Here is a 19,036-nt window from a genome sequence, read left to right as displayed (position 1 = left end):
CCGCCCATGACCAGGAACGATGCGAGCCAAAAGCTGTTCCTCTACTCCACGGCGGTTTCAGACGTGGGGTACGTGCGCAGCAACAACCAGGATTCCGCCTTCGCCGGCGAGCGCCTGGTGGCCATGTGCGACGGCATGGGCGGCCACGCAGGCGGGGATACGGCCTCGACCATAGCCATCCGATCCCTGGCCCACATCGAACGCGACGACCGTGAGCAGGACGTGCAGTCCCTGGCCCGGATGATGGAGACCTCGGTCATCGCGGCCCATGACGCCATCGTGGGCAAGGCCAAGCGCGAACACCGGCTGTCAGGCATGGGCACCACGGTCACGGCCCTGGCGCTGGCCGACGACTCCTGGGTGCTGGCCCATATCGGGGACTCCCGGGGCTACCTGCTGCGGGATGGCAAGCTGATCCGGATGACCCAGGACCACTCCTACGTGCAGCACCTGATCGACACCGGCCGCATCTCCCCGGCCGAAGCCCGCAACCACCCTCAGCGCAACGTGGTCATGCGGGTCCTGGGGGATTTCGACATCGACCCCCGTCCGGATATCTCCATCACCAAGGCCATGCCCGCAGACCGCTGGATGATCTGCTCGGACGGCCTCTGCGGTGTTCTGGAGGACTCGACCATCGCCGAGGTGCTGTCCACGGTCTCGGACCAGGCGGAGTGCGCCCAGCAGCTGGTCACCTTCGCCCTGAAGGCCGGCAGCACCGACAACGTGACCGTGGTCATCGCCGATGCCACGCTGGCCTTGGACGCCGATGCCTTTGACCTGCCCCATCAGACCCCTCTGGTCGGCGGCGCAGCCAGCTCCAACCTGGAGGCCCTGGCTGACATCCTGGATGAGCCCGTAGCGGCTGCACCGCGCCTGCGCGACCAGTCCCGGGAGTCCCCTGCCAAGCGTGCCGCCGATCTGACTCAGGACCGGGATACCGCCAAGCAGGAGGACGAGGACGAAGATGGCCGCACTGCCCAGCCCTCGGCGGCCCGCGAGGAGAGCGGCGAACGGCATGTGCCCGACACCAGCGAGATCCCCGTCGTCCGCAAGAAGGACGGCTCGGCCTCAGCCGACCCCTACGACCCCGACGTGGCTGACGCCATCCACAAGGAGCACCTGGAGCAGCGCAAGCGCCAGCGCTCCAGGCACCGGAGAATTCGACTGATCCTGGCCGGCATCATCACCTTGGTAATCCTCGCTCTGGCCGGAGGCACAGGCGCCGCCTATCGCTGGAGCCAGGAACAGTACTACCTGGGCACGGATCAAGGCCATGTGGTCATCTACCAGGGTGTGCCCACCAAGGCCTTCGCCCTCTCGCTGTCCCACCCGGTGCAGACCACGGACATCGCCGTCAAGGGGCTGCCCCAGTCCTGGCGTGACCAGCTGGAAGAGGGCATCACCGTCTCCAGCATGGACGACGCCCAGGAGCACGCCAGCCTGATCCGCAAGGAGGCCGGCGACCTCAAGCGCGAGCGCGCCAAGACGGCTGCTTCCCCGTCAGCCTCGTCCTCGCCGTCGAAAACCAGCCAGGACGGGCGGCACTCGTCATGATCGCCATCCGTCTGCGCCGCATAGGCCTTCTGCTCTTCTCCCTGCTGGTAGGGTTCATCGGCTTCTTCCAGATGTTCGCCCGCTCGGCGGGCCGCTTCCCTGGAGACTACGCCGCCCTGCTGGCAGTCACCGCCGCCCTCTTCATCGCCCTCTGGGTCCTCTTGGAGATTTTCCAGCCTTATGGCAGCCAGGCCATCCTGCCCAGCATCGTCATTCTGAGCTCGCTGGGCATCACCCTGATCACCCGCATAGATCTGCGCAACGCCCGGATCGGCCAACCCACACGAGTGGGCTTCACCCAGCTGATCTGGCTGTGTCTGGCCCTGGTCCTGTGCGGGTTGCTGGTGGTGCTGCTCCGGGACTACAGGCTGTTGCGACGCTTCTCCTATGTGAGCATGGTGGTGGGCCTGGTCCTGCTCCTGTCGCCCATGCTTCCCGGCATCGGCCGCGAGATCGGCGGCGCCCGCATCTGGATAGGCGTGGGGTCGCACACCCTGCAGCCCGGCGAATTCGCCAAGCTCTTCCTGGCCTTCTTCTTCGCCGCCTACCTGTTCGACCACCGAGACCAGCTGGCCGTGGGCGGCAAGAAGGTGCTAGGCATGCGGATGCCCCGAATCAAGGATCTGGGCCCCATCATCATCGTCTGGCTCATTTCGCTGGCCGTCCTGGTCATCCAGCATGACCTGGGCACCTCGCTGATGTACTTCGCCATGTTCGTCTCCATGCTCTATGTGGCCACCGGCCGCACCAGCTGGATCGCCATCGGCTCGGTCTTCTTCGTCATCGGGGCCGTGGCCGCATCCATGATCTTCGCCCATGTGGGCGCCCGCGTGGACGCCTGGCTGCACCCCTTCAGCGACGCTGAGTTCAGCAAGGCCTTCGGAGGATCCGGCCAGCTGGTGCGCGGCATCTTCGGCCTGGCCGCCGGTGGGCTGACCGGCACCGGCCTGGGCCAGGGACGCCCCTGGATCACCCCCCTGGCCAACTCCGACTTCATCTACACCTCGGTGGGCGAGGAGCTGGGGCTGAGCGGCCTGCTGGTGGTCCTGGCCCTCTACCTGGTCATCGTGGCCTCGGGCATGATCACAGCCATGAAGATCAAGGACGGCTTCGGCAAGCTCCTGGCCTCCGGCCTGGTCTTCACCATGGCCTTCCAGGTCTTCACCGTGGTGGGCGGCATCACCCTGGTCATCCCCCTGACCGGCCTGACCATGCCCTACATGGCGGCGGGCGGCTCAAGCCTGGTAGCCAACTGCATCCTGGCCGTCCTGCTGATCATCATCTCCAACGCGGCCAACAAGCCGGCGCCCGAGGTCAGCTCGGACACCTTCAAGTACGAGGCCCTGGCCGTCCTGCGCCAGCAGGAGACCAGCAAGCGCAGCGGACAGGACGACTCGGACCATAACGATTCGAACCAGGATGAGGAGACCGACCTGCCAGCCACCGGCCGCATCCCCGCCCGCCAGGTGCGAGGAGGTGGACAGTGAACAAGGCCCTGCGTCAACTTTTCAACGCCGTCATCGTCCTCTTCGTCATCCTGGGGCTTTCCAGCTCCATCATCATGGTGATCCGGGCAGGAAGCCTGAACTCGGATCCGCGAAATCTGCGCGCCCTCTACCACGAATATGCGGCACCCAGGGGAGCCATCCTGACCTCGGACGGCGCCGTCATTGCCCAGTCCGACCCCATCAACGACTCCTTCCAGTACCAGCGGCACTACAACAAGGGGGCCGTCTACTCGCCCATCACCGGCTACTACTCCATCACCAGCCCGGCCGACCGGGGAATCGAAGCCTCGCGCGACCGCCTGCTGAGCGGCCAGTCGGACAGCCTGTGGATGGACCGGCTCAAGTCCCTCTTCACCGGCACCCAGAACAAGGGCGCATCCATCGAGACCTCCATCAATCCCGGCATGCAGGAGGCGGCCTATACCATGCTGGGCAACCTGTCCGGATCGGTGGTGGCCATCGAGCCCTCCACCGGCCGCATCCTGGCCATGGTCAGCACGCCGAGCTACAACCCCGGCGACCTGACCGCCCACGACAGCGGCGATGCCTCCCAGGCCTACCAGAAGCTGGCCTCCCGCTCCGACAACCCCATGCTCAACCGGGCCACCTCGCAGCTGTATCCGCCCGGGTCCACCTTCAAGGTGGTCGTGGCCGCCGCCGCCCTGGAGTCCGGCCAGTACCACCCCGACAGCCAGCTGCCGGCAGGAGCCTCGTACACCCTGCCCGGCACCAACTACAACCTGACCAACGCCACAGCCACGGGCAACGGGGTCAACGGCAGGATCAGCATGGAGAACGCCCTGGCCTACTCCTCCAACACCGCCTTCGCCCAGCTGGGTGTCAGCCTGGGCGGCAAGACGCTGGCCGAGCAGGCCCGCAAATTCGGCTACGGCTCCACCATCACCTTGGACGGGACCAACTCCACAGGCCGGCCCATGAAGGCTGTAGCCTCCAAGTTCCCCGAGGACCAGTCCCAGGACCGGCTCGCCCTGGCCTCCATCGGCCAGGGGGACACTCTGTCCACCCCCATGCAGGCGGCCATGACGGTCGCTGCCGTGGCCAACGGGGGCAAGCTCATGCAGCCGACCCTGGTTGACCGGGTGCGCTCCAGCGATCTGAGCGTCATCAGCGAAACCACGCCCTCGGTCTACTCGCAGGCCTTCTCCACGGACACCGCCAAGGCCCTGACCACCATGATGGATGCGGTGACCACCAAGAGCTACCCGGAGCTGGCCATCCCCGGCATGCAGGTGGCGGCCAAGTCCGGCACGGCCCAGATCGGCGCGGGCAATGCGGCAAATGACGGGTGGATGGTAGGATTCGCCCCGGCCGATAACCCCAAGGTGGCTGTTGCCGTCGTGGTGCATGGCATCTCCTCCTATGGCATGGAGATCGCCGGGCCGATCATGAAACGCGTCATGCAGGAGGCTGCCAAGTGAAACTGGTACAGGGACAGCTCATCCATCGACGGTACCGTCTGGACCGCCGTCTGGCCCAAGGGGGCATGGGCGAGGTCTGGAAGGGCTACGACATCGAACTGGGCCGTGTGGTGGCCATAAAGGCCCTGCGCGAGGACCTGACCAACGAGGAGTCCAAGCTGCTGCGGCTGCGGGCCGAGGCGCACAATTCCGCCAACCTGGCCCACCCCAACATCGCCGCCCTCTTCGAGTACTACGAGCATGACGGCATCGGATTCCTGATCATGGAATACGTGCCCAGCCAATCCCTGGCAGACATCTACCGGGACCGGGGCGCCCTGGACCCCATCGAGCTGCTGCCCATCCTGATCCAGACGGCCCGGGGGCTCTACGTGGCCCACTCCCACGGTGTCATCCACCGGGACGTCAAGCCGGCCAACATCATGGTCTCCGACACCGGCGAGGTCAAGATCACCGACTTCGGGGTCTCATACTCCACCAACCAGGGGCAGATCACCCAGGACGGCATGGTGGTGGGCACGGCCCAGTACATCTCGCCCGAGCAGGCCCAGGGCCTTCAGGCCACCCCCCAGTCAGACATTTATTCCCTGGGCGTGGTGGCCTACGAGGGGCTCTGCGGGCACCGGCCCTTCACCGGCGCCACCCCGGTGGACATCGCGGCGGCACATGTCAACGACCCTGTGCCGCCGCTGCCCGACTCGGTGGACAACCAACTCATGAACTTCGTCATGTCCATGCTGGCCAAGGACCCGCGGGACCGCCCGGCGAATGCGCTGGTGGTCTCGCACACACTGGCCAGGATCGAGCAGCGGCTGCTGGATCAGCAGGTGGGCGAGACGGAGGTCATCAATCCACGCGCACCCATGCCTCGACGCATTATGAGCAGGCCGCACGCGGTAAAAGACATCTTCAGGCCCTTCTGGGGGCACTATGGAGAAGGAAGCGCACAGCGCGGCCTTGAAGCGACGAACGGAGGGGATACCCTATGAGCATCACACTGCCGCCGTCCCTAGCGGACGGACGATACCGTCTGGGACAGCTGATCGGACGCGGTGGCATGGCCGAGGTCCACAAGGCTGTGGACACACGTCTGGGAAGGACCGTCGCGGTCAAGATCATGCGGTCCGATCTGGCCAACGACGAGGTCTTCCTATCGCGGTTCCGGCGTGAGGCCCACTCGGTCGCCCTGCTCAACAACCCCAACATCGTCTCCATCTACGACTCGGGCGAGGAGATACTGACCGACGACCAGGGCAACCATGAGCGGGTGCCCTACCTGGTCATGGAGTACGTCAAGGGCCAGACCCTGCGGTCCATCCTCAAGGAGAACGGCGCCCTGAGCCAGCGCGACAGCGAGCAGGTCATGCTGGGCATGCTGAGCGCCCTGGACTACTCCCACCACATGGGCGTCATCCACCGGGACATCAAGCCCGGCAACATCATGATCTCGGAGCAGGGCATCGTCAAGGTCATGGACTTCGGCATCGCCCGGGCCATGGACGACTCGGCCGCCACGATGACCCAGTCCCAGGGCGTGGTGGGCACGGCCCAGTACCTGAGCCCCGAGCAGGCCCGCGGCGAGAGCGTGGACATGCGCTCCGACCTTTACTCGGCCGGCTGCGTCCTTTACGAGATGCTGACTGGACGGCCGCCCTTCAACGGGGATTCGGCCGTGGCCATCGCCTACCAGCACGTCACCGAGGTGGCCACTCCGCCCAGCAGCATCGTGCCCGGCCTGCCGAAGATGTGGGATTCCATCTGCGCCAAGGCCATGGCCAAGGACCGGCAGAACCGGTATGCCACGGCCTCCGCCTTCAAGAGCGACATCCTGGCCTTCATGAACGGCGGAACCCCGGTGGCTGCCGCCTTCAACCCGCTGACGGACCTGGCCAACGTCAAGGCCCGCAAGGATGCCGAGCAGGGGACCGAAACGGCCACCATGCCGCTGACCGAAGAGGAGACGGCCGCCACCCAGGCCTTCAACCCCGTCCAGGATTCGCTCAACCCTGCTGCCACCGGCGTAGCCACAGCTGAGCGCACAGCCGCCAAGACGGCCCAGCAGAAGGCCAAAAAGCGCAAGAAGATCATCATCGGCGCCGTCCTGGGAGCCCTGCTTCTGGTAGCCGCCGGGCTGGGTCTCTGGACGGTCGTGAACCGGAACCATCATCAGATGGCCGAGGTGCCCACCATCAACGCGCAGATGTCACGGATCCTCGCCCGCGAGAAGGTCACCGCCGCAGGCTTCCACTACCAGGAGAAGGAGGACCACGACTCGGCTGAGCCCAAGGGGACCTTCACCAAGCAAAGCCCCAAGGGCGGAAGCATGGCCCCCAGAGGCTCCACAGTGACCGTCTGGTTCTCCTCCGGGCCTAAGGACACGGCCATTCCCGATGTCAAGGGCATGAACCAGCAGGAGGCCCGCAGAACCCTGGAGAAGGCCGGATTCAAGGTCTCCCCCGCCGCCTCGGTGGAGGACAGCCAGGACGTGCCCAAGGACCATGTGACCCGCACCGATCCCGCCGCAGGCCAGAGCGTGGCCAAGGGAACCAGCATCCTGATCTACATCTCCTCGGGCATGACCAAGGTGCCTGATCTGTCTGGCAAGACCAAGGACGACGCAACCAAGACCCTGCAGAGTCTGCACTTCAACATCACCATCCGCGAGCAGGCCTCCAACACCGTGGCCAAGGATATGGTCATCAGCACCGATCCGGCTGCCGGGTCCTCCGTCCAGCAGGGAGCCATGATCACGGTTACCGTCAGCAACGGCATGCAGTTGGGCAACTACATCGGCATGACCCTAGGCGAAGCCAAGCGCACCCTGGGCCAGGGGGTCAAGATCACGGTCAACGGCCCTGGCAACGACAACGCCGAGGTCACCGGCCAGGATCCTGCCGCAGGCGCCTCCTTCGACAAGTCCAAGGACACCATCACCCTGACCACAGCCATCCGCATCCCGCCCTTCTCCCAGGGCGAGACCTTGGGCAGCTACCGGCAGAAGCTGACCAACAGCGGTGTCAGCGCCGACAGGATCACCTCCATCGGCAAGGACACGGACAAGGTGACCGCTGTAAACCCATCGGCAGGAAGCAGGGTGGACGACAACACCCCCATCACGGTGACCACCATCAGCTCCGCCAACTGACCTGATATGGCCCCGGCGGGCACAGTCCTGCCGCCGGGGCCATATGTTGGGTCATATAAGGCCGGGCAGCATGAGTAGGGGTGAATACCACCGTGGTGTCTTAGATAAACTAGGGCAATCACTTCCGGCAGTCGGCAAGATATGACATCAATAAGCGGCGGGGCCGCAGGATCACATTGGATCCTGCGGCCCCGCCGCTCTTCCTATGCCGTCTAGGTCAGAAGGTGGAGTAGTTGGACATCTGTCTGAGCATGGGCACGTTGCTGGCCAACCATGGGAAGCCCCATTCCATCAGGGCACAAACCAGAGTCAACAGAAGCAGAATCAGTAGAAGCCATCGAATCGGGGCTATGCCGGACTGGTGCCGCAGCAGCCAGCCGTAGAGGCTGATCATGGGCTGGGGCTTCTCGCCCTTACGAATCTGCTTCAGCAAGGGGTACCGCCAGGCAGCCAGTGCCGCCAGGTAGATGATCAGATAGGCCGCTGCCAAAACCAGGAAGACCGGCTGCAACGAACCCAGCCTGGCCATGATCGAGCCCTTGTCGTCGGCAAAGGCCACGTTGCTGCCTCGGTCGCCCAGCAGCTCCTTGGGCACACCGTCGGACACCTTGGCCCAGTAGCCGAATTCGCCCCAGCTGATCCACCGATGGGTGGCCGTGGTGTACTTGGGCTCGCAGGTGGTCAGTGTGATCATGCGCCGATCAGGAGCGTCGTTGGGCGAATAAGGGTTGGGGGCGATGACGCTCACCTCTTCGGGCGAGACGATCTTGTAGCGGGTGTAGTGGTAGACGTACCAGTAATCCTTGGTGCGCAGGACGATGGCGTCGCCCACCCGCAGCTCGTCCACATGGCCCAGCGGCTCACCATAGCCGGCGCGGTGTCCGGCAATGGCCACGTTGCCCATTTCGCCCGGCATCTGCGTATTGGGGTAGTGCCCCAGTCCCGCGTAGGCCAGCTCTCGGGGTGACGTGCCCTGAACCACGTTGCGCTCCCAGTGCTGCCCAAACCGAGGAATGTAGGCCTGGGCCATCAGTTCACCCTCGGAGGCCTGCTTGGGCTGCACCGGCGGCGCCCCTTTCTGCGGCTTGGCCACCTTGCGGGAGTCGCCCGATCCTGGGTTGCTCCAGGAGGTCGAGGCGCGTGCCTGCAACTGCTGATGCTCGGACTGCACGCCGGTCCACCAGAGCTGCCAGACCACGTAGAGGGCGCAGATGACGGCCAGGGTAATCAGCAATTCCCCTACGATTTCTGCAATGCCCACCAGCCAGGTTCGTCGCTTATCCGCCGGCTTATCGGCCGCCGGCTTGTCGGCCGACGTCTTGTCGTTCTCCGCGTCCTCTGTCGTCATTTACCGTGCCTTCTCATCTAGCGATGCGTACTGGAGTGGCTGCAGGACAGCCGTCGTCTCAGGGAATCTCAGATTGTCCGAAGATTCGACATTCCAACCCAGACCCACCGTGTTCACATACTCCTTGTAAACGCGGATGGATGGCGAAGCATTCAGGGACTTGGTCATCCGATCGACTGGTCCTATGGCTGAAATCTTATATGGCGGCGAGTACTTTCGGCCGTGCAGTAGCAGCACATTGCCCACGCATCGCACGGCCGTGGTGGGCAGCACCCGCTGATCCTGGATCCGCATGGATTCGGCTCCCCCGGCCCAAAGCGCATTGACCACGCTCTCCACATCCTGCTGGTGGATGACGTAATCGTTGATGTTGGCCGTCGACCCGTCGGACCCCACCTTCTGCTGCCAGAGCGGGGAATCGTTGAGGGTCACCGTCAGCCCCGGCCCCTGGACGGCCTTGAGCACCGTGCCTGAGCCAGGATCCTCGCGGGACTGGTCCGAGCTGCCCTTGTCGTCGGTCAGGGTCTTCAGCGCGTTGATCTGCGAGCTCATGTCATTGATGTCCTTGCGCAGCTCGGCAGCCTTGTTCTGGCGCTCCTCCACCAGCCCGGCCGTATCCGAGGTGACCGTGACCGTCCTGTTGACACGGATGTTGGTGGTCAGCATGTACCCCACCAGGGCCAGCACCACAGCCACGGACACTGTGCCGACCAGGGACCTGCGCGCACCGTGCCGTCCCGTCCGTCTGGTCATAGGCATACCCTCATCCTCGTCTGCGATAGTATTACGTTCGAGTCTAACCGCTACTATGGCTTAGTAGATCTACTGAAGGAGAATAACCTCATGGCAGAGCATCAACTCCATGATGACGAGGACCAGGCGGTGGACGAGGCCAAGACCGCTGACACTGGCGAGGACGCCGAGGACGAGGAGTACGGCCTGTCCATGGACAAGGTGGAGGCTGTGCTCAACCAGAACGTTGACAAAAAGCACATGACCCCGCAGATGCGCCGCATCGTCCAGCGTCAGGAGGAGAACACCCGCCGCGTGGAGGACACCATCAAGAGCACCAAGGCTAATCCACGTTGGTTCGTGCCTCTCTTCGTCACGCTGATGGTGGTGGGCCTGATCTGGATCGTGGTCTACTACATCGCCTCCACTCGAGGCAATGTCTTCCCCATCCCTGGCATCGGCAACTGGAACTTGGCCGTGGGCTTCGGCATTCTGCTGGTCGGCTTCCTTATGACCATGTGGTGGCACTGAGTAAGCCGCATTGTTCTTCAGGGACCCCGCAACCGTCCAGGCACGGCTGTGGGGTTCTTTGTATACCCATCCACACCTGAGCGTCAGGCATGTGTGGATTCGGCTGCTCAGCTCCACCGATTTCATCCACTAGTTCCAGACTCAAGCCAAAGTTATCCACAATCGCCCGAATTTCTCGTGGACGCACTAGGACACTCGTCCACAACCCTACTGCTGATTGGGTTCTGCCTTCACTTATCCACTTTTTACTGCTATATATGCACCAGTTCTGGATACTTATTCCCAGGTTATCCACACGATTGTCAACAAATGTGGATAGATGACATCCATGTCATTTGTTGAAAACGAGACCCAAGACGGGGAAGAAAAAGTTGACCGTCGACAGCAGGGCGGTCAACTACAGACAGATGCTGATTTTCAGCGCATAGGGTTGGCCATGTTGCAGCCCAGAGCCAGCAGGACCAGGACCGCTAGGAAGATCAGCGTGGGCAGCAGCCAGGAGGGCAGGCCATGCACCCGCGAGCTAGGCCGGCCCATGTACAGCAGGGCCAGCATGAAGAGACCGCCGACTATGAATCCGCCCACATGGTCCTGCCAGGCGATGCCGGGCACAAACAGGGGCATGCAGAAGTTGATGGCCATCCAGACCACCATGGAAACGATGTCAATCCCCAGACGGCGGTAGACCACCAGGATGGCGGCAAAGAGCCCGAAGAGCGCGCCCGAGGCCCCGATGGCCGACGTGCCCCATCCGTTGGGCGCCAGGACCGCATAGACCATCAGTCCCAGGTCTCCGCCCAGCCCGCTGATCAGATAGAGGGCCAGAAAACGCCCGTGCCCTATCAGGTTTTCCAGCACCGGCCCCACAACCCAGAGGGTGATCATGTTGAAGAGGATGTGCGAGACATTGGTGGCGTGCAGAAATATATTGGTCACGAACATCCAAGGCTCATGAATAGCTGCGATCGGCACAAAGGCCCAATAGCCCAGCAAAAGACGCTGGTAGCGAAGCGGAGCCAGCAGGTACAGGGCCATCTGGACGACCCAGGCCACTATGCAGATCAGGGTGATGGCTATGGTTACCACCGGAGCATGGTCACCCCAGTGCCGCCGGATCCATCCCAGCGGCCCCCGACCGTTCCCTCCGCCTGTGAAACCGGTGCCCGTGCCATTGACCATGAACCTTACCTTACCTGACCGTCCGGCCCGGGGTGTGCGGTTTCCGTGCCGCAATGGCACCGATGCGCCCCACAGTTCGCCGCTTTCTACTAGGATGATGACTAGGTCGGTCGAAGTGGGCAGGACCGACGAAAGTCGTCGAAAGGAGCCAAACATGGAGAATTCATCTTCAAACGGCTGGAAGTTCTTTGCACTGCTCTTCGGCACGCTGCTGGCCGGCGTTGTCGCTCTGTTCGTATACAAGCAGCAGAACCCGGATTACGATCCCTGGGAGGAGCCCTGGGAGAACAGCTCATCGCCAGTCGACCTGGGCCTGGCCAAGGATGAGGAGGACAAGGGATCCGAGGATCCTGAGACCCCTCTGCAAGCGGGCGCACAGGCCTGACCGTTCCGGTCGGGAAGGAATCCGACCCAGCGTCGAAGACGTGAGGGCAACGGATTCCTTTTTTCATGCCTGAATTCGGCTCGGCTGCAGCCTGCTGGGACACGCCTGTTGGGGCGGCGCGTCACAATGGAGCCATGAGTGCCATACGGGAAGCAGACATGGAAGAAGGCCGCCGGGATTTTCTGGCCTGGCGCGATGCAGCCAAGGAGGCCGCGAACAATCTGGGCCCGGAGGGCGACCGGCTGACAGTGGCCCCGCAAACCGACAGGCGCCGCAAGGCCATGGCTGTCCGCTATTCCCTGCACATGCTGGAGATCAAGGCCCCCGGCCCTGGCGTAGAGGTCAGGGTGGCGCCTTGGGGGGCCGTCAAGATTCTGGATGGGCCGGCATCCGACCCGCATAACCTGACTCCGCCCGACGTCATCGAACTGGATCCGGATGTCTGGCTACGGCTGGCCACCGGCATCACCAGTTGGAGTGAAGAAGCCGCCGCCGGTCATATCAGCGCCGTGGGCGAGCGCGACGACCTGCACGAGCTGCTGCCACTGGTATGAGGCCGGCTACCTCTGCGGCCGGCTACTTGCTCGACGACCCCTTGGCCGCGGTCTTCTGGTCCTTGTGGTGTGTGAGCGCGCTGGGCACGGGAATGGGTATGCGCTTGTGGGGCTTGGGCGTGGCTGGCATCTCCCCAGAGGTGGCCTTGGCAGCAGCCTCAGCGGCCCACCGGGCGTAATCGTCCAGATCATCGTCCCTGGAATCCTCGGGGTCCTGGCCCCCCGATTTGCGCGAATCCGGCTTGGAGTATTCCTCTTCAACCATTTTGAAGGGATCTTTGCCCCTGGTTCCGGGTTCCTTGCTGCTGAGCTCTTTGGCCAGCTCGTCGTAATCCGTGTCCGTTGTCAGATATTTGAGCTTCCGGGCTATTTTCGTCTGCTTAGCCTTCTGACGTCCGCGGCCCATCCGACCCCCTTCGCCAGGTAACGTGCACTTAGGCAACTTGAATGTGAATTTGCATCATTTATGAGAGTACCACCTGAGCATCTTGTCGGCTCGGACTTTTACCATAAAAGCAATTCCCAGAACGACATTCGGCACGACGGCAAGGGTGGGACCATGCAGGAAGAAGTCACAGCGGCAGGCAACGAAATCAGCGACAGCTTCAGAGCCGCCAAGCATCGGTCCGACCAGGTGCTGGCCGAGCTGGACAAGAATCCGAGCCGCTACACCATGCTGACCGGAGACCGTCCCACCGGCAGGCTCCACCTGGGCCATTACTTCGGGTCCATCCGCGAGCGCGTCCAGATGCAGAATCGCGGCGTGCACACCAACATCGTCATCGCCGACTACCAGGTCATCACCGACCGGGACACCACCGAGCACATCCGCGACAACGTGCTCAACCTGGTGCTGGACTATCTGGCTGCGGGCATCGACCCCAAGAAGACCATGATCTTCACCCACTCGTCCACCCCGGCGGAGAACCAGCTGCTGCTGCCCTTCCTCTCCCTGGTGACCGAGGCCGAGCTTCACCGCAACCCCACCGTCAAGGCCGAGATGGAGGCCAGCGGCCACGCCCTGACCGGCCTGCTGCTGACCTACCCGGTCCACCAGGCCTGCGACATACTCTTCTGCAAGGCCAACGTCGTGCCCATCGGCAAGGACAACCTGCCGCACGTGGAACTGACCCGGACCATCGCCCGCCGCTTTGACGAGCGCTACCCCGGCCAGGCCCCGGTCTTCCCCGCGCCTGATGCCATCCTGTCCGACACCCCTGAGATTCCGGGTCTGGACGGCCGCAAGATGAGCAAGTCCTACGGCAACTCCATCATGCTGGGTGCCACCGCCGAGGAGACGGCCAAGCTGATCCGCAAGTCCCCCACCGACTCCGAGCGCAAGATCACCTTCGACCCTGTGAACCGCCCCCAGGTCTCGGCCCTGCTGACCACGGCCGGCCTGGTGACCGACCGGAGGCCCGAGGAGATCGCCGAGGAGATCGGCGATGCCGGCTCAGGCGCCCTCAAGGCCTACGTGACCAAGTCGGTCAACGAATTCCTGGCACCCCACCGGGAGCGCCGGGCCGAGCTGGCCAAGGACATGGACACCGTTCGCGACATCCTGGTCGAGGGCAACAAGCGCGCCAACCAGATAGCCGAGGAGACCCTCGATCAGGTCCGCTCGGCCATGGGCATGCGCTACTAGACGTCGTACCGCCAGGAGCGGTCGGTCAGCACCCGGGCCGTGACCAGCCCGATCGGCAGGCAGATGATGACCATGAAGGCCCGGAAGGCCCAGTCCAGGGCGTTGAGCGTATTGAACTGCCCCAGGTAGAACATGGCCCGGTACATATACAAGCCGGGCACCATGATGACGATTGAGGGCACGGTCAGGCTGATTCTCGGATAGCCTAGGTGCGGCGGCAGCAGGCCGTGACGGACCGAGGAGCGCCAGACCGTGGCCAGCATGCCGGCCAGGAAGGCGCCCAAGAAGGCGGCCATCTCCGGGGGGACATGGAAGATGTCCTGCATCTCCAGGCGCATCGTGTCGGTCAGAGCGCCGATGACGGCAGCCACCAGGGCCATGCGCTGGGGTGAATTGAATAGGACCGAGAAGCCCCAGACCCCGCAGAAGGCTGCGATCAAGCGCAGGCCGGCCATCAGCCAGGGGCTCAGGTTCATGGGTTCAAAGCCCTGGGGGTTGAGCATGACCATCCGCGCCACGGCCCATCCGCCCAGCGTGGCCACCAGGATGATCGAGAAGGCGTAGGTGATGCGCTGCACCCCCGAGGGGAAGTCCAGCTTGGCGATGTCCAGTCCGCCGGTGACCAGGGGGAAGCCGGGAATGACGAAGAGGATGGCGCCGATGTAAGCCGTGTCGTGCTTGAGTGCCACCGGGTCGAAGATGCCCACCAGCCTCAGCGTGCCGACGCAGGCCAGGGCGGCGATGATGACCGCCACCCCGGTGGCGAAGAACTGGTTGATCCGCCTGCCCAGCATCTGACGGCGCACCCACTGGCCTATGCCAGCGCCGACGAAGGCTCCGGCCATGTCGTAGGGGCCGCCGCCCAGCAGGAAGACGAAGGCTGCGCAGGCTACGGCCGAGGCGAAGCCCGAGAAGAGGGGCGAGTAGAGGGGCTTGCGCCGCTCGATCAGGTCCAGGCGTTCGTGCGCCTGCCGGACCGTGATGCCACCCGTTGCCCGCGTCTGCGAGGATGCGGACTCGTCAGGGGAGGCAGGCTCTTTGGAGTCTGTGGCCTCTTTGAAAGACGCAGACCTGTCGGGAGACACTGACTGTTCGGGGAACACGGCGCCCTCGGAAGACCTGGCCTTCTCATGTGCTTCGCCTTGAGTTGACGCAGATTGTCCGGACGCAGCCTTGGAATCGTTGGAATCCTCCGGCCGAGGCGTGGAGCCTACGGTGCCCAGACCGACGGCCGTCCTGGTGTCTATGGCCGCTGCATCGATCCGGTTCTGGCTGATCTCGTCCTCATTGTGTACGGCGGTGGCCACCGCATCCTTGAGCGCCTTGGCCGCATCCTGGTCCTGGGCCAGCACCTCCTTGACAGCCTTGCGGGCCGCCGCGTAGACGTTCGGCTCGTCCAGGTTGTCCACCAGCTCCCGGGAGACCACCGTCATGGTGTGGTAGGTCCCCGCCTGCCCGCACTTGACGCTGAGCCAGTCCGCGAAGTGTTCCAGCAGCCAGATCCGCTCGGTGTTGACCCCGGTGGTGGGCAGGTCCACCACCTCGGTGATCCGAGACACGCCATCCGTGCAGGTGGCCTCGATATCGGTCAGGTTCACGTCGGCCCGCACATGCACGCCCATGGGGTAGGCAATCCTGTGCATCATCTCGCGCACGCGGAAGCTTCCCGTGCCGGCCCCCAGCTCCAGCATGCCCACCCGCACAATCAGGCTGGTCTTGGCCGCGATGCAGGCCTCGACGATGGGTTTGTCATAATCGCGTTCAATGTCCTCCATGTCCAGCGGAATGGAGTGGGTGTGGTACTTGCTTACCCGTCTGACCTCGGCTGCGGTCCTGCCGCGATAGCCGTCCTTGGAACTCCTGCTCTTGAATTTCACACCCACATTCATACTCCACCCGGGTCACGTGCCCTTGCACCGCCGCACGGGACCATGAAACGTATTCGACCTGAAAGCGTCCTAGAATGGGCCGCGAGCCATCGAACCGAAGGCTGTGGGCCTGCAACGCCGACCACCAAGAACCGCGGAGGAGCCGTGGAATGGTCGAAGACCGGGCAACCTGCGATTCGACAAGGAGGACTGATGACAGACAGTAATCAGCAAATCACGGCTGCCGATGCGACCCTGGTCACATCCGGCACCGGGACCAAGGGGCCGGAGGAACGCAAGCTGCCTCAATCGTTGGATGAGGACATGGCCTTGTGCCTGCGGCTGCTCAGGGATGTGTTGGGGGAATTCGATCAACAGCTGCTCAAGCGGTTCGACTCCCTGCGCGAGGACGTGATGACGGCCAGCGCCGAGCACTTCAACCGCCACCCCTCGGACCCCGTGCCCGACGAAGACGGCCTGTCCAAGGCCGTGGCCCTGATCGACGACACATCCGTCAAGGATTCCCAGCTGCTGGCCCGCGCCCTGACCACCTACTTCCACCTGGCCAACCTCTGCGAGGAGAACTACCGGGTGAAGGTCCTGCATGAGCGCGAGGGCAAGGTGGACCTCAAAGTCAAGGGCACCGACCCCATCAACGAGATGACCAGCGCCTATAGCCAGCTGCTTCAGGAGATGGGCCCGGCCAAGGCCTCGGAACTGCTGGAGAAGCTGGAGTTCCACCCCGTCTTCACCGCCCACCCCACCGAGGCGAGGCGCAAGGCCGTGGAGGGCAAGATCCGGCGCATCGCCAACCTGCTGGCCGTCCGCCGCGGCCTGGGCGGTTCCGAGCTGGAGGAGAACGAGCGTCTGCTGCACAACGAGATCGACGCCCTCTTCCGCACCTCGCCCATTGCAGCCAAGAAGCCGACGCCCGTTGAAGAGGCCAACACCATTCTGGACATCTTCGACGCCACGCTCTTCGAGACCATTCCCAAGGTCTACCGCCGCTTCGACGACTGGATGCTGGGCAAGAAGGCCGGCATGGTCAAGCCCGTCTGCCCCGCCTTCTTCCACCCGGGCAGCTGGATCGGCTCCGACCGCGACGGCAACCCCAACGTGACCGCCAAGGTCTCGCGCAAGGTGGCGCGCAAGTTCTCCGACCACATGCTCAAGGCCCTGGTCAAGGCCACCACCACCGTGGGCCGCAATATGACCATGGAGGTGACCACCACACCGCCCAGCCCCGAGCTGAGGAGCCTGTGGAGCCACCAGAAGGAGATGAGCGAGCGCCTGACCGACCGGGCCACCACCATCTCGCACAACGAGCTGCACCGGGCCGTGGTCCTGGTCATCGCCGACCGCCTGCAGGCCACCATCCAGCGTGACGCCGACCTCATGTATGCCGACTGCGACGACTTCATCGCCGACCTGCGCGTGGTCCAGGACTCCCTGGCCAAGGCGGGCGCGGCCCGTCAGGCCTACGGCCCCCTGCAGGATCTGATCTGGCAGGCCCAGACCTTCGGCTTCCACATGGTCGAGATGGAGTTCCGCCAGCACTCCCTGGTCCACGCCCGCGCCCTGGAAGACATCCGCGAGCACGGTCTGCATGGCGAGCGCGGCGAGCTGCAGCCCATGACCCACGAGGTGCTCGACACCTTCCGGGCCCTGGGAGCCATCCAGAAGCGCAACGGCCAGAAGGCCGCCCGCCGCTACATCATCTCCTTCACCAAGTCGGCGCAGAACGTCAAGGACGTCTACGAGCTCAACCGCCTGGCCTTCGAGCATGCCGAGGACGTGCCGGTCATCGACGTGATCCCCCTGTTCGAACAGCTGGAGGACCTGCAGAACTCGGTGGACGTGCTGGAGGAGATCATCAAGATCCCCGAGGTCCAGGCCCGGCTCAAGGAGACGGGCAACAAGATGGAGGTCATGCTGGGCTACTCCGACTCCTCCAAGGATGCCGGACCCGTCTCGGCGACCCTGGCCCTGCACTCCGCCCAGGAGCGCATCGCCAAGTGGGCCGAGAGCCATGGCATCGACCTGACCCTCTTCCACGGACGCGGCGGCGCCGTAGGCCGTGGCGGCGGCCCTGCCAACCGTGCGGTGCTGGCCCAGCCTGTGGGCTCGGTCAACTGCCGGTTCAAGCTGACCGAACAGGGCGAGGTCATCTTCGCCCGCTACGGCAACCCGGTCCTGGCCATCCGCCACATCGAGTCCGTGGCTGCGGCCACCCTGCTCCAGTCCGCGCCCAGCGTGGAGGAGCGCAACACCACCATGACCGAGAAGTACGCGGACATGGCCGACAAGCTGGACCAGGCCGCCCACGAGCGCTTCCTGGACCTGCTGCACACGCCGGACTTCGCCCCCTGGTTCTCCATCGTGACGCCCCTGAACGAGATCGGCCTGCTGCCCATCGGCTCCCGGCCGGCCAAGCGCGGTCTGGGCGCCAAGTCCCTGGACGATCTGCGGACCATACCCTGGGTCTTCTCCTGGGCGCAGGCCCGCATCAACCTGGCCGCCTGGTACGGCCTGGGCACCGCCTGCGAGAAGTTCGGCGACCTGGAGACCCTGCGTCAGGCCTACGAGGAGTGGCCGCTCTTCAGCACCTTCATCGACAACATCGAGATGAGCCTGGCCAAGACCGACGAGCGCATCGCCAAGATGTACCTCTCCCTGGGCGACCGGGACGACCTGAGCCAGAAGGTCCTCTCGGAGATGGAGCTGACCCGCAAGTGGGTTCTGCAGATCGTAGGCGACGAGTGGCCCCTACAGCACCGCCACGTGCTGGGCCAGGCCATCCGGATCCGCTCTCCCTATGTGGACGCCCTGTCGGTGACCCAGGTGCGCGCCCTGCGGGCCCTGCGTCGTCGCAACGACAAGGAGGAGCTCAGCAAGAGCCAACAGGCCGACTTCATCTACCTGATCCTCTGCACCGTTTCGGGAGTCGCCGCCGGCCTGCAGAACACCGGCTGATCCCCGCTTGACGGTTTAAGGATGAGGCCCCGTTCTCTTGCAGATAGCAGGAGGCGGGGCCTCGCCGTATTCAAGTGCCTTTGATGTGGTCGTGTGTTGTTTTCTGACTGGGTGGTAGGGTGAAAAGCGGGGGATGTCGAGAAAACGACTGGCTTGCGCCATCGGCTCCTGC

At 64.0% G+C, this 19,036-nt stretch carries 15 protein-coding genes; 10 read left to right on the top strand and 5 right to left on the bottom strand.

From position 1 onward, the window contains the following. Window positions 1-6 precede the first annotated feature (6 nt). From CI601_RS00320 to pknB, 5 genes are read left to right on the top strand one after another with little or no spacing between them, the layout of a single operon-like run. A complete protein-coding gene (locus CI601_RS00320; RefSeq protein WP_121913889.1) occupies window positions 7-1,557 on the top strand; it encodes a BofC C-terminal domain-containing protein in 1,551 nt (516 codons plus the stop codon). Further along, complete coding sequence (locus CI601_RS00315) at window positions 1,554-3,044, top strand: FtsW/RodA/SpoVE family cell cycle protein (protein ID WP_121913888.1); 1,491 nt, start codon at window positions 1,554-1,556, stop codon at window positions 3,042-3,044. The genes CI601_RS00320 and CI601_RS00315 overlap by 4 nt, the downstream gene beginning before the upstream one ends. Continuing rightward, complete coding sequence (locus CI601_RS00310; protein WP_121913887.1) at window positions 3,041-4,504, top strand: penicillin-binding protein 2; 1,464 nt, start codon at window positions 3,041-3,043, stop codon at window positions 4,502-4,504. Before CI601_RS00315 ends, CI601_RS00310 begins: the two co-directional genes overlap by 4 nt. Next, window positions 4,501-5,493 (top strand): serine/threonine-protein kinase, encoded by a 993-nt coding sequence (locus tag CI601_RS00305; protein WP_024627542.1) that lies wholly within the window; start codon window positions 4,501-4,503, stop codon window positions 5,491-5,493. Before CI601_RS00310 ends, CI601_RS00305 begins: the two co-directional genes overlap by 4 nt. After that, window positions 5,490-7,649: a Stk1 family PASTA domain-containing Ser/Thr kinase gene (gene pknB / locus CI601_RS00300; RefSeq protein ID WP_121913886.1), complete on the top strand. Its 2,160-nt coding sequence runs from the start codon at window positions 5,490-5,492 to the stop codon at window positions 7,647-7,649. The genes CI601_RS00305 and pknB overlap by 4 nt, the downstream gene beginning before the upstream one ends. Window positions 7,650-7,866: 217 nt before the next feature. Here the strand turns inward: pknB and CI601_RS00295 are convergent, their stop codons facing one another. Further along, window positions 7,867-8,997: a class E sortase gene (locus CI601_RS00295; RefSeq protein WP_121913885.1), complete on the bottom strand. Its 1,131-nt coding sequence runs from the start codon at window positions 8,995-8,997 to the stop codon at window positions 7,867-7,869. Beyond that, complete coding sequence (locus tag CI601_RS00290; RefSeq protein ID WP_101431771.1) at window positions 8,998-9,750, bottom strand: DUF881 domain-containing protein; 753 nt, start codon at window positions 9,748-9,750, stop codon at window positions 8,998-9,000. Window positions 9,751-9,840: 90 nt separating this feature from the next. Between CI601_RS00290 and crgA the strand changes: the two genes are divergently transcribed. Next, window positions 9,841-10,260 (top strand): cell division protein CrgA, encoded by a 420-nt coding sequence (gene crgA, locus CI601_RS00285; RefSeq protein ID WP_024627538.1) that lies wholly within the window; start codon window positions 9,841-9,843, stop codon window positions 10,258-10,260. Between the two features lie 417 nt (window positions 10,261-10,677). On the opposite strand, the gene CI601_RS00280 is transcribed toward crgA, so the two are convergent. Then, window positions 10,678-11,439, bottom strand: coding sequence for a rhomboid family intramembrane serine protease (locus tag CI601_RS00280; protein ID WP_121913884.1), 762 nt, complete (start codon window positions 11,437-11,439; stop codon window positions 10,678-10,680). A 154-nt stretch (window positions 11,440-11,593) separates the two neighbouring features. Here CI601_RS00280 and CI601_RS00275 point away from each other — a divergent pair, with 154 nt between their 5' ends. Both CI601_RS00275 and CI601_RS00270 read left to right on the top strand, forming a co-directional pair. Beyond that, window positions 11,594-11,824, top strand: a complete 231-nt coding sequence (locus CI601_RS00275; RefSeq protein WP_015021110.1) for a hypothetical protein — start codon at window positions 11,594-11,596, stop codon at window positions 11,822-11,824. 134 nt (window positions 11,825-11,958) lie between these two features. Continuing rightward, on the top strand, window positions 11,959-12,378 hold the full coding sequence (locus tag CI601_RS00270) for a sterol carrier family protein (RefSeq protein WP_121913883.1): 420 nt from the start codon (window positions 11,959-11,961) through the stop codon (window positions 12,376-12,378). Between the two features lie 22 nt (window positions 12,379-12,400). On the opposite strand, the gene CI601_RS00265 is transcribed toward CI601_RS00270, so the two are convergent. Then, on the bottom strand, window positions 12,401-12,784 hold the full coding sequence (locus tag CI601_RS00265; protein WP_121913882.1) for a DUF3073 domain-containing protein: 384 nt from the start codon (window positions 12,782-12,784) through the stop codon (window positions 12,401-12,403). Between the two features lie 153 nt (window positions 12,785-12,937). Between CI601_RS00265 and trpS the strand changes: the two genes are divergently transcribed. Then, entirely contained in the window at window positions 12,938-14,023 is a 1,086-nt protein-coding gene (gene trpS / locus CI601_RS00260) for a tryptophan--tRNA ligase (RefSeq protein ID WP_121913881.1), read from the top strand. Here trpS and CI601_RS00255 read toward each other — a convergent pair. Continuing rightward, complete coding sequence (locus tag CI601_RS00255; RefSeq protein ID WP_259465263.1) at window positions 14,020-15,798, bottom strand: threonine/serine exporter family protein; 1,779 nt, start codon at window positions 15,796-15,798, stop codon at window positions 14,020-14,022. The two genes, trpS and CI601_RS00255, sit on opposite strands and share 4 nt — an antisense overlap. A 306-nt stretch (window positions 15,799-16,104) precedes the next feature. On the opposite strand from CI601_RS00255, the gene CI601_RS00250 reads away from it, so the two are divergent. Then, window positions 16,105-18,864: a phosphoenolpyruvate carboxylase gene (locus tag CI601_RS00250; protein WP_045923784.1), complete on the top strand. Its 2,760-nt coding sequence runs from the start codon at window positions 16,105-16,107 to the stop codon at window positions 18,862-18,864. Window positions 18,865-19,036: the final 172 nt, after the last annotated feature.

It is taken from the genome of Bifidobacterium sp. wkB344 (assembly GCF_003688305.1).
Lineage (GTDB): Bacteria > Actinomycetota > Actinomycetes > Actinomycetales > Bifidobacteriaceae > Bombiscardovia > Bombiscardovia mizhiensis.
The sequence above is the reverse complement of the archived record's forward strand: the minus strand, read 5'-3'. Positions and strand labels throughout refer to the sequence as shown.